At 66.7% G+C, this 10,701-nt stretch carries 13 protein-coding genes and 1 pseudogene; 3 read left to right on the forward strand and 11 right to left on the reverse strand.

Annotation, left to right across the window (positions count from 1 at the left end; all coding sequences use genetic code 11):
• Window positions 1-137 precede the first annotated feature (137 nt).
• From ACFWBD_RS40965 to ACFWBD_RS40990, 6 genes and pseudogenes are all read right to left on the reverse strand, one after another.
• Window positions 138-890, reverse strand: a complete 753-nt coding sequence (locus tag ACFWBD_RS40965) for a metallophosphoesterase (protein ID WP_385679163.1) — start codon at window positions 888-890, stop codon at window positions 138-140.
• A gap of 242 nt (window positions 891-1,132) precedes the next feature.
• The gene (locus tag ACFWBD_RS40970; protein WP_385679166.1) at window positions 1,133-1,309 is read right to left on the reverse strand and encodes a hypothetical protein; all 177 of its coding nucleotides are present in this window, start codon (window positions 1,307-1,309) and stop codon (window positions 1,133-1,135) included.
• A gap of 292 nt (window positions 1,310-1,601) precedes the next feature.
• Window positions 1,602-1,700, reverse strand: a pseudogene (locus ACFWBD_RS40975) (HGxxPAAW family protein); the annotation flags it as partial.
• Between the two features lie 298 nt (window positions 1,701-1,998).
• Complete coding sequence (locus tag ACFWBD_RS40980; RefSeq protein WP_385679169.1) at window positions 1,999-2,679, reverse strand: pyridoxamine 5'-phosphate oxidase family protein; 681 nt, start codon at window positions 2,677-2,679, stop codon at window positions 1,999-2,001.
• A gap of 381 nt (window positions 2,680-3,060) precedes the next feature.
• Window positions 3,061-4,950 (reverse strand): FAD/NAD(P)-binding protein, encoded by a 1,890-nt coding sequence (locus ACFWBD_RS40985; RefSeq protein ID WP_385679172.1) that lies wholly within the window; start codon window positions 4,948-4,950, stop codon window positions 3,061-3,063.
• An 892-nt stretch (window positions 4,951-5,842) separates the two neighbouring features.
• Window positions 5,843-6,154: a hypothetical protein gene (locus tag ACFWBD_RS40990; protein ID WP_385679175.1), complete on the reverse strand. Its 312-nt coding sequence runs from the start codon at window positions 6,152-6,154 to the stop codon at window positions 5,843-5,845.
• A 402-nt stretch (window positions 6,155-6,556) separates the two neighbouring features.
• On the opposite strand from ACFWBD_RS40990, the gene ACFWBD_RS40995 reads away from it, so the two are divergent.
• From ACFWBD_RS40995 to ACFWBD_RS41005, 3 genes are all read left to right on the forward strand, one after another.
• Window positions 6,557-7,588, forward strand: coding sequence for a hypothetical protein (locus ACFWBD_RS40995; RefSeq protein WP_385679178.1), 1,032 nt, complete (start codon window positions 6,557-6,559; stop codon window positions 7,586-7,588).
• A gap of 320 nt (window positions 7,589-7,908) precedes the next feature.
• On the forward strand, window positions 7,909-8,202 hold the full coding sequence (locus ACFWBD_RS41000; protein WP_385679181.1) for a hypothetical protein: 294 nt from the start codon (window positions 7,909-7,911) through the stop codon (window positions 8,200-8,202).
• Window positions 8,203-8,328: 126 nt separating this feature from the next.
• On the forward strand, window positions 8,329-8,631 hold the full coding sequence (locus ACFWBD_RS41005; protein ID WP_385679184.1) for a hypothetical protein: 303 nt from the start codon (window positions 8,329-8,331) through the stop codon (window positions 8,629-8,631).
• Between the two features lie 6 nt (window positions 8,632-8,637).
• On the opposite strand, the gene ACFWBD_RS41010 is transcribed toward ACFWBD_RS41005, so the two are convergent.
• The 5 genes from ACFWBD_RS41010 to ACFWBD_RS41030 are packed head-to-tail and all read right to left on the reverse strand — an operon-like array spanning window position 8,638 to window position 10,297.
• Complete coding sequence (locus tag ACFWBD_RS41010) at window positions 8,638-8,886, reverse strand: DUF6225 family protein (protein ID WP_385679187.1); 249 nt, start codon at window positions 8,884-8,886, stop codon at window positions 8,638-8,640.
• Window positions 8,887-8,946: 60 nt separating this feature from the next.
• Window positions 8,947-9,177 (reverse strand): hypothetical protein, encoded by a 231-nt coding sequence (locus ACFWBD_RS41015; protein ID WP_385679190.1) that lies wholly within the window; start codon window positions 9,175-9,177, stop codon window positions 8,947-8,949.
• Between the two features lie 9 nt (window positions 9,178-9,186).
• A complete protein-coding gene (locus ACFWBD_RS41020) occupies window positions 9,187-9,366 on the reverse strand; it encodes a hypothetical protein (RefSeq protein ID WP_385679193.1) in 180 nt (59 codons plus the stop codon).
• A complete protein-coding gene (locus ACFWBD_RS41025) occupies window positions 9,367-9,933 on the reverse strand; it encodes an IS5 family transposase (RefSeq protein ID WP_385679196.1) in 567 nt (188 codons plus the stop codon).
• 43 nt (window positions 9,934-9,976) lie between these two features.
• Window positions 9,977-10,297, reverse strand: coding sequence for a hypothetical protein (locus ACFWBD_RS41030; RefSeq protein ID WP_385679199.1), 321 nt, complete (start codon window positions 10,295-10,297; stop codon window positions 9,977-9,979).
• Between the last annotated feature and the right edge of the window lie 404 nt (window positions 10,298-10,701).

Genomic DNA, 10,701 nt, shown 5'->3' on the forward strand with positions numbered 1-10,701 from the left:
CGGTAACAGGTACGACAGTTCAACAGAGCACACTCAAAGGCTGCCCGTCATGCCGACCTCAGCACCCAGATGATCTCCGGCTACGAAAATCTTGCCAGGGCCACGTTCACGTGTACGCCGACAACGCGATCAGTTGTTCACACCACGCACCGGTAATGAGTGGTCAGCCGTCCACCGTCGTCCAGGACGTGGAAGGCGAGTGCAGGTGGCTGATCGAGGTGGACGTAGTCCACGGGGTGGGCGTGGTGTTCCCACGGGAGCCTGAGCGTGGAAACCACTCCCGGTGCCACCAGCAGTGGGCGTCCGGCAAAGACGGTCGCCGCCGGGGTATGGGCGTGCCCGCACAGAAAGGCTGCGAGGTTGGGGTGGCGGTCCGTCAGTGCGGCGAGTCGCTCTGCTCCGCACTGGCGGACGCTGTCGACGAGGGGGACGTGCAGCAAGGTCGGCGGGTGGTGGAAGCCGACCAATACGGGCACCTCGGCCGGGGTCCGAGCCAGGACGTCCGCCAGCCACTCCAGGGTTTCGTCATCGAGGAAGCCCTCGTCCTTGCCCGGCACCGAGGAGTCACATAGCGCGATGACGAAGTCGGCGGTGTGGTGCACCTGGTTGATCGGTCCCGCCGATGGCGGCTGCCCCAGCAGGAACTGCAGGAACGCTGCGCGCTCGTCGTGGTTGCCGGGGCAGATCATGACCGGGTGCCGGGAGGTCAGCAACTGACGGGCCCGCTCGTACTCGGAGGGCAGGGCATGGTCGGCGATGTCACCGGTGACCAGGACCGCGTCCAGGTCGTAGGGGAGGTCTTCGAGGTAGTCCATGACAGCCCGGGTGCGCTCGGAACTGCGGTGCCCGCTGTCGATGTGGGTGTCGCTGAGGTGAGCGATCACAATCATCGGTGGTGTCCTTTCGTCGAGGCGTGCAGGATGTGGCCAAGGGAGGCCGGGTAGTCCTGGCCGGCGCGCCTCGCGCGCTCGGCGTCGGCGAGCCCGTCCCGGGCCGCCGCGGTCAGGCCGAGGCCGACCCCGCGGTCACTGACCGCGTCGGCGACGAGATCGGCGTCCTTGCGGGCCGGCGCGAGGGTGAAGCGCGACGGGTAGTCGTCGGCCTCGGTCGCTTAGCGTCGACGCGTGGCCTGCTACGCCAACGGCGTCACGCCCAGCACCTCATGCAGGGCCTCCCACGACAGCCCCAATGCGCCGCCCAGCGCGAGGGATTCGCCCAGCACGCACAGCACACAGAAGAGCGCATTGGTGGCGACGCGTTTCGCCGCTGTGCCGGCCCCCGACCCGCCGACGTGCAGCGGTGCACCCATCTGCTCTCCCGCCCGCCCACCAGTTGAAGAAGCTCACCTGAGCTGGGCCATCATCACTCTCATGACCCGACGCCTGACACGCAAAGGCGTCAGCGGTGACAGCTGGATAGGAAAGTCCACGCCCGCAGGACGAGTCTTGGACGTCAGAGCACTGCTCTACAGATGGGCACCAACTGCTTCGGGCACCGGTTTACCTACAGCCGCCGCTGCCGTCGTCCCGCCATCCGGCAGCCGACACAGTGACGTTAGGGCGACGACGGCGCAACCCGAAGCAATCACAAGACCAGAGAATCATGCCGTGGCCAGCGACGCTGAACCCAACCACCGCGATGGACGTTCCGGTCCACCCAGCCACCGTATGGCCCAGGTCCACGTCACCGTGTGCGCTCATCAGTACTCCCAAAACCTTGTCGACGGGCCCGCAGCCCGCACGTCGAAAGAGATCTTGAATCGCGAGATGCGCTCAGCGCTTGAGTAGGAACTACTTGTTCACCGACGAGCCTGGGCGAAGGAACTGCCAGGCAACCGTCGGAGCAGCGCGGGGCCTCGAGCTCACAGCACTCGGAGCCGGCGAGAGATTGTGCCGTCACGGCAGCACGGTCACAACCGTGCTGCTTGGTCACAAAGAACGCCACAGTCGCCGGGAGGCCCTCGTGGAGCTGTGCCTGGTCTGCAACGCCCTCCGTTGATCACCCGAGACGAGTACCGCTGCGGGCCACGATGTGCCCGGGCCGTTCGATGCCAGCCGGGAGCAGAGGGTCGGCTTCCGGTTCGCCCCAGGTCGAGACCAGGGGAAGGACTCCGGCCCAGAGCCCGAGGGCGGCGTCGGGTCCGTCACCGTCGTCCGGCCCGCCGGTGCGTATCTTGACCGACGCTTCCTCAAGAGAGAGGGCGAGCAGGGTCGTCGCCGCCAATTCCTTGCGGTTCGGTCGGCGTGCGTAGTCCCACTGTGCCGGTGCGGCCTGTTCGGTCAGGCAGCGCAGCCCCTCGAGCTTCTCCTCCAGGTCCGTGACCAGGCGCGGGACGCCATAGATCATCGCGCTGCGGTAGTTCACGCCGTGTTCGAACACCGACCGTGCGAGGACAAGACCGTCGATGTGCGTCACCGTGACGCACACCGTTGCCTCAGGCGAGGCGACCAGGCTTCGGCTGGCCACCGAACCGTGGAAAAAGAGGTTCCGTCCGCTGTTGCCGTAGATCGTGGGAACGACCATTGGGTGCCCGTCGACGACCACTCCGAGGTGGCAGGTGAAGCCCGCGTTCAGGACTGCGTCGAGTTCGGCACGGTCCAGACTTCCCTGGTCCCGCAGACGACGATGACGGGTGCGGTCGGTGTCCGGCAGCGTGGGAGGGAGTGGGCTGTGGTTCACGTCGGTCCTTTCGCTCGGTCAGTCGAACGCTACCGATATCGTCATTCAATCGCCAGTATTCGACGAAATCCGTTTTTGCAATCCGCATTCACCACGAAAAGCGAACGAACGCGCACGTGAGGTCAGAGGGAAGGACGCGCGCAGCGGCAGGTGCAGCATGCCTGCCTCCTGCGTGGGTCACCGCCGCCGCTGTGCTGTCCGTCCCGCTCGGCGCCTGAACGGTCTTCCCCCACGAACACAATCGCCGCCCTCGTCCACGGCGAGGACGGTTCCCCCGCATGGAGCTCGCGCCGCTGGTCGGCGCGGCGCTCGGCATCGCTTGGCTGCGAGTAGCGTCCACTCAAGCGGTGACGTAGGGCTGTGCGCTGTTGAGGCGCGCACTCATGTGCTGTCGGCTGCTGCCGCACGCAAGGCAGCTCTCGCCACGGCATCAGCGTCCGAAAGCGTGACCGAATCCACGCCGGGCCGGGCGCCCGCGGCGGTCACCCAGTGCACGCCCTCCGTGGGCACCCCGAATGCGAACCGCCTTGGGTGCGCAGTGCCCTGACGGTCAATCAGGCGGTACGGGCGCGGCGTTACGTCCAGGCCGCCAGTTCCGTACCCGTCCACGAGGTGCGGGCGGCATGCTCCCGCCCGGAACAGGCCGGCGAGGAGTTCGTCAGCGGTGCGCCTCAGATCCGGCTCCGGCAGCCGCGCCTCGACAAGTGTGCGCACGCATACGGAGGAGCCCGGCACGTCGGGGGAGTGCGCGACCCAGCCCCGCGCCTCGGCCCGCACCTCCAGCCGGGGGCCCAGAACGTCCAGGACGCCCGCCTCGATCAGCGCGGTCATCTCCTCGATGCGCCGCCTGGGCGGACCGATGGACAAGAAGGCGTTCAGCGGGGTGTACCAGCGATCCAAGTGGTCCTGGCGAGAGACGCCGGACAGGCCGCCGTGGTCGACGATCAGACGCAGTTCGTTGCGCAGGTCGCGCAGCACGTCCAGGGCGGCTTTGAGGGGGCCCTCGACATTGCCGAGCGCGGCCTGGGCGGCGTCTTCCCGAAGATGGTCGAGGAGCCAGCTCCGCCAATCTGCCGGTGAGCCGAAAGTGATCCCGCTGTGCGGGCGGGAGATGCGGTCCCAGCACCAGCGGTCGGCAGGAGATATGCCGAACTCATCGAAGAGGGTGCTCTCGTCAAGCCTATGGTGGGCGGCGAGGAAACGGTCCCGGAACTCCCGCCGGTCCGTCGCCTTCCGGGCGGCCAGCAGGGCTTCGTAATAGACCGCCTCCACCTCCTTCGCCACCAACGGCCATATCTCGGCCAGGAAGTCCGGGGCCTCGCCGGAGTCGGCGCGCTTGCGGAAGCGAGCTATCGCCTCGTCTGTCAGCAGCAGCGGCGTATGGCGGCCGTAGGGACCCTTCGCGTTGTCGCCGCGCGCCTGGTACGGGACGCCGCGGCGTGAGCCCGCGTACAAGCGGGGTTCGCGGCCCGAGGGCCGGTAGTGCAGTCCGCCACCGGCGGTGCGGACGAAGCGGCCGCCACGGCCGGTCGTCAGCAAGGCCATGTGGTCGAAGAAGTTGAGACCCAGGCCGCGCAGCAGGACCGGCTCGCCCGGCGCGACCAGGCAGAGGTCGACGTCCGCGGGGTTGGCGGGCGGGATGTGGCGCAGGCCGTGGCGGGCCGCGTGCGCCGCGCGCTCCTGCTGTGCCGGGTCCGCGACCGAGGGGAGGTGGCCCTGGGCGAGGACCACCGCGGACAGTCCGGTCAGGGTATGGCCGGTGGAGAGGGTGAGCGACTGACGGCCGTCGGGGGAATCCTCCAGACGCATCGCGCGGGCGGTGTGCACCTCGACATGTACAGCCTCCGGGGCACAGCCGACCACCTGCGCGAACACCCATTCCAGGTAACGCCCGTACTGGGCACGGGTGGGATAGTCATCGGGGCCCACCGCGCCGCGTCCCTGTTCACCACCTTGCGGCCCCGACTCCCCGTATACGCCCGAGCCGCTGCCGAGAACCCACTCGTACAGACTCGGCCCCGGCCGGCCCGGCCCGGCGCACTCCACGCTCTCGTCGGTGAACAGCGTCACCTGACAGGCCACCGTATTCATCAGCAGCTCCGGGGACTGGGCGGTGCGCCAGACCTGGCCCGGACCCGGCGGCGCCGGATCGATGACATGCACGGTCAACCGAGTCCCGCGCGGAAGGAGTTCCGGAGCGGAGGCACAGAGACGTTCCAGGACACTCGTGCCCCGCGGACCCGCGCCGACGACAGCGAGGGAGACGGACATTGATTGCATGGTCTCGACAGACAAAACGGGTGACTCCCGGGCGTGTGGAAGCAAGAATGCTTCTTTCCTGGGTGGGCATTGATGGGTAGCCCCAGCCCCAGCCCCGCGCTGCGACTGTGGCGTTGGTGCGGCTCGCGCGGCTGCATCACGAGTTGGGCCAAGCGCGTCGCGGTCTCCTTCGCACTGCGCCGTCTCCCGGAATGTCACTGATGCGCCGCCAGGTCCGCAGAACCCGGGTACAGCGAAGGTTCGGGGGACCGGAGTCACGCAAACCCGCCGCCAGGTTAGGGCGGCTACTCCTGTGCCTACATGAGTAGCCGGTGCTCATCACGCGGCGACGAGATGCCGTGCCCTCGTGGGACGCAAAGAGAGCATCGGCCACTCAAACGGGGGGAGAGGATATGGCTCAGCTGACGATCCGGGACCTGTAGGACCTCCTGAGCCAGGCTCCCCGACGGACGGCGGGACCTTGAGCGGGACGGGGTTCGGTTCGTGTACGACGGTGCGGCCGTCCACCTGTCCACGGCCGACCACCCGGGCACCGTGATTGCCCGGGCCAGCACCTTGCGGGTTCATGACCGGTTCCTGGGATGTGACCGCGTACACGGCGAGCCTGGCCACGGTGATGGCGGAGATGCCGTACCGGTCACGGGCGTGGCCTACTTCCACTGCGGTCCATGGGGTGGCGGATGCCTGCCGAACCGCCTGCCGCAGGACGACTGCCAGCGTGGAGGTGGCGATGCTGTCGCCGTGGCGGTCGAGTAGGGGCAGGTCGTATGCGACCGAGGTCGCGATGTCCTGGCAGTCCCAGACGACGACTCTCCCCACGCCTTGTTCGTGGGGGGCCGGCAGCACACCCCGGACGACGAGCCGCCGCCCAGGGGTGCCGTCGTTAACCGGAGCATTGTCCGGGCCGGGAGCTGTCGTCGCGGTAGACCGCGACGACCTTGCGGAAGATTTCGGAGACCGGGTCCGCGACGCCCTGGGCCAAGACGCCGACTGCGTGGAGGCGGTCGAGATCCTCACGCAGACGCCGTTCGCCGAACTGCCGCCGCAAGCGCTGCAGCGGCTCGGAGCCCGCCCGGACCAGAAGAATGTGCTCCTCAAAGTGGTCCTGCGCCACCTGGACCGGACCCTCGCCGACCATGACGCCAACCTGCTGCGCGACCGCATCTACGCCGCCGTTCACCAGGGCAGTGCCCACCGATGGGCAGTAACTCGTTGAGGAGAACCGAGGCCGGCGCCGCCCTACGAGGAAGGCGCCGGCCCACCGGCGAGTCACTCGTCCTCGGGGGCATCCGGGTCGCGCAGTGGGCGCAGGCCGCCAGGCAGGTTGGGCAGGTGGAAGGCGTAGCGGCCGAGCATCTCCCCACGGCCGCTACCCCTTCCAGGCCACCAACCCGGCCACGGGCCTGCGTCCGCTGCGTGGCCGCGACGCCGAGGAGGACACCGACACAGACGAGGACGGCGAAGGCTAGGACCTCCCGGTCGTTCTCGGGAGTCGACACCCATGCCTCCGCAGCGCCTCCTCGGCCAGAAGTCCCCAACAGCGTTCTCTCCTTCCGGCTCTAGTTGTATTCTGCTCGCGTGCCTGAATAATGCTCCCATGAGAGCAGAGATGGTAGCGAAGGTGGAGATCCCGCAGCCGGGACTGAGTCGACTCAAAGACGGTCGCGGATGGTATCTGCAAGAGCAAGGCATACTCAAAATATTCGACTTGGAGTTTGCTCCGGTCCGGCAGTACGACCTCGGACGCCATGTTTCATCATTCGCCGTCAGTCCAGATCTGGCCCGTGTTGTCGTCGGACGGAAGGATCAAATACGCCTCGTTGACGAGCACGGCAACGTCCTCTGGTCTGTACAGCACACCCCCTGGGGGACGGGGTATTCCTACTCTGGCTCGTGTGAATTTTCGGCAGACGGAAACGCGATCTGGGCTACCGTCCCCGAAACCGAACTTGGATCCGAAGAAGAGGATGGACTTTGGGAAGACGATGAAGACGATGAAGACGTGGAGACCGCGGCATCCTCCGGCGACTGGAGCGCCCCTGAGAGCTGGGGCGACCAGTGGTGGGTGATTGACGCCGCGACCGGGAAGGTGATCGGGCGCAAGTGGCTTGGGTGCGAGGCCACGGGTTCGGTGACACTTCGCCATCCGGACCAGGTGCACATGGGTTTGAGTGTCGGCGAGGGACAAGACGGTTCGCGCATTTATTGGGGCAGCATCCATGAAGGCTCTCCGCAGGTTGTCACTACTGGTGATGTATCCCGGTCTCTAGTCGACCTTCATCCCGATGGTTTCGCCTACTTGACTCTCCCGCGCGACTCGGAAGGGATCACGATCCATGACTTTTCCAGTAAGGCGGCAATCGCACATCGGCCGAACGGCGATTTTCTCGAAAGCGGAGAGTGGCCGCTGCATGCCCAGTACCTTGACCGGGGGACAGTTCTTCTGGAGACGGTTGACGCGAAATGGAATTGCGCTCGCCATCTTGCCTTCGACGCCCGCAGTTTGGAATTCCTGGGAGAGGTTACGTATCCAACCGGCGTCAGTCGCTCGGCATTTCATTCCGTCCATGCCGGCACGTGGGCGACAAGCGATGCCAGCGGTCTTTATCAGTGGCGGCTGGATGCATAGGCCTGCCTGCAGGCAGTAGCAGTCGTTCAGCCGGGCCTGACCGGAAAGGCTGGTCGGCAACGGATTCAGAAGCAGCACGGGACGGCTTCGGCCCTGGTTGCCGAGACGGGTCGAGGCAGTTGGGGTGACGGCATATATCCGGCAAGAGCGTGATCGAATCCGCCATAGCGCGGTTGCGGTCCTCCGCGGGCGGTGAAAACGCCGTACCTCATCCGCGAGCCGGCGAGCTCGTTCTCCCCGACGGGCTACCTGCACCGGACTGCATCCGTACGTGGGCGGCCTTCAACAACTTCTATCCGTTGAACGGTGGCCGCAGCACCGTGCCCATCGCCGACCGCGAGGGCGTCCTCGTCGTGGAGCCGATGAACCGGGTTCTTCGACGGGTGTGCCTTGAGTCGGTCGAGGACGAGATCGACGAGGAGACCACGGAATACCTCAACGAGCTCATCAAGGACCTGTCCGCAGAGCTGGGCGGCTACGGGGCCGTTCTCGCGAACGAGCACCCGGACCCGGTCCTGTGGATTACCGCTGGCGCCGAGGTGAGCATCCTTTGGTACGGGCACGACGCGTTCGACCGGCGAGTACCGTTTCTCGACACGGTCGCCGGACTGTGAACAGCGGCCTTGCTGGCGCATGAGGCTCTGAAAGACAGGGTGGTCTTCGTGGGCTGTCTGCACTTTGACGATGAGCGGCACCGGCAGCGGACGCTGGTTGGATGCGGGTGCGTGGATGAGTGTTGCTTGTGGCCGGAGAAGGAGGCCCTGGAGCTGGACCGGTTGCGGGCTCCGAGGGTGGGCGAGAATAGGCGGGTCGTCCAGCCCGGCAGTACGCACAACGGTCGCATCGGCCAGGTCGTGAGCCGCTTCATGATGTGGGCCGAGGACGCGGAGGAAGCGGGCGCAGAGGAGGGGGCCTGGGTGACGCTGTCGATCCCGGGCGAGGATCTCCGGGGTGAGAACAGGCGGCGCAAGAAGGTGCCGCGCCCGCGGGAGTGGTTCGGTCCGGTCAGCTCGACCGCGGAGGCGGACCCGCCCCCCGGCTGAGAACTTTCAGTCCTCCGCCTCGTCGTCCCTCAAGCGGCAGAGCAGGGTGAAGTCATCGTTGTTCGGTGCGATGCGCGGGGCGACGGCCTGGCTCAGGAGGCTTTCATCCACGGCGACGTACTCCTCGACTTCTCCCGGCTCGTACTCGGCCAGGAGAACCAGCGGGGTCTCGTCGGGAATGCCGGTCAGTGCCCGCCGGAGCCGGCCGACGTTCCATGCCTCTCCTTCGAAGGAGAGGACTCCGACTGAGTGCATATCCGGTCCTCGTCGATCTTGCGCACGACTTTGAGACGAAATTGTACTCGATCCGCTCGGTCACGGCTTCGGTCCGCTGCCGCCTCCGGCCGTGGTCTGGTAGCGGCAGGAGGCGGTCTTGATCAAAGTGACGCAGAAGGTTGATCCGGTCGCCGAAGATCTTGTCCCCCTCGCGAACGGAGAGTTGGTCACGACCGTGGTCGCCTTGCGTTCCTCCCCCTCGGCCTTGCTGTAGCGGGCGATCACGGACGACAGCCGTCGTCCCGCGTCGGCCTCGGCGAGTTCGTTCACCAGCGCGCTTCAGGCGGCAGCGAGAGACACCGGCAGCGCCTCGGTCTGGCGGCGAGGGCGGGCCAGGCGGCGGGACATGAGGGTAATGAAGGCCCACTGGATGTGGGCTTCCGCGTGGGACATCAGCCGCTCGTAGTCCCTCGCGTTGCGCCGGGCCCGCATCGTCCACGAGTTGCTCCGTTCAATCACTCACCTCTTCGGCAGCAGAACGAAGCCTTTGGCGTCCTTGGGGCGGGGGACGACCTTGATCGTGATTCCCAGGGTGTCCTGGGCCCAGGTGCTGAATTCCTCGCCTGCGTAGCCGTTGTCGGCCCAGACCAGGACGATTTCGGGGTATTCGGCGTGGAGGCGGGTGAGGAGGATGCGGGCCGCGTCGCGGTCCTGGACGTCGGCGGGGGTGACGAGGAGGTCGACGAGCAGGCCGTCCTGGTCAATAAGGAGATGTCGCTTCCGCCCGTTAATGTGTTTGTTCGCGTCGTAGCCGCGCGTCGCGTTCGACACAGTCTCCGCGCCTTTGACGGACTGGGAGTCCACGATCACCCGGGCCGGCCAGGGACAGCGTCGGCGGCGCAGCCGCAGCCGTCGGCGGAGCTGGTCGAGGATCTGCTTGAGCGCGCCGGCCTTTGCCCAGCGGGCGAAGTATCCGAACACGGTGCGCCAGGGGATGCCGAAGTCGGCGGGCAGTGCCCTCCACTTCGCCCCGTTGTCGGTGATGTAGCGAATCGCGTCGACCACACGGCGCCGGGGCCGCGGCATAGACAGAACCCTCAACACCGCTGTCCGAGAAGCGCAGGGCCCCTCAGGCCGGACTGGTGGGCAGGCGCTGGACGATCCCGCCGGGCAGGTGCCGCAGTTTCTCGGTCAGGGTCCGCAGGACCACCCGGTATCCCGGCGGCCCGGCGCTGTCGGAGCTGCTGAACAAGCACAGAGCCAGGACGAAGCAGACCATCGCGGCGGGCCAGCAGAAGCCCGCGGCGGCGCTCGGCCCTTCCGGCCAACTCCAGTACCTCGTCGACCACTTCGGGGGGATCTCCTCAGTGAGTACGCCGGGCCGGATCCGGTCGCCGAACTGCGGCTCCAACCGCCTTCGGGGGCTTCGAGGGGACACCGGACGGGTCATTGACATGACGATTGAGGCAGCAGCGATGGCAGACTGAGCGCCCAACGGGGCTCCCTTGCAGACAGTCGGATCTTGGTCGATCTTCTGTCCTACTGGGAGCCCCGTTGCCATGTCCCGAGATCATCTGGCGCATCATCAGATCGGGGTGGATCTCTTCATGCACCGCAGGGGCCTACCCACCCAAAACCGCCATCAGTATGCGCTCCACCTGGACCGATGCACTAAATCACCGGCATTGCTGGGCAGACGCGCTTTCTGCTTACTTGATCACCTATCGGGACGGCCCGCTCCGTGAAAGCGCCAGGTTAAGGCTAAGACTTGTCCCGTAAATGATCTTTGACGTGTTCGGGATGAGGCTGGCTGCCGTCGGAGCCTGCCGACTATCCGGCGAGGTTGAGGTTGTG

This window comes from Streptomyces sp. NPDC060002, assembly GCF_042737245.1.
Classification (GTDB): Bacteria; Actinomycetota; Actinomycetes; order Streptomycetales; family Streptomycetaceae; genus Streptomyces.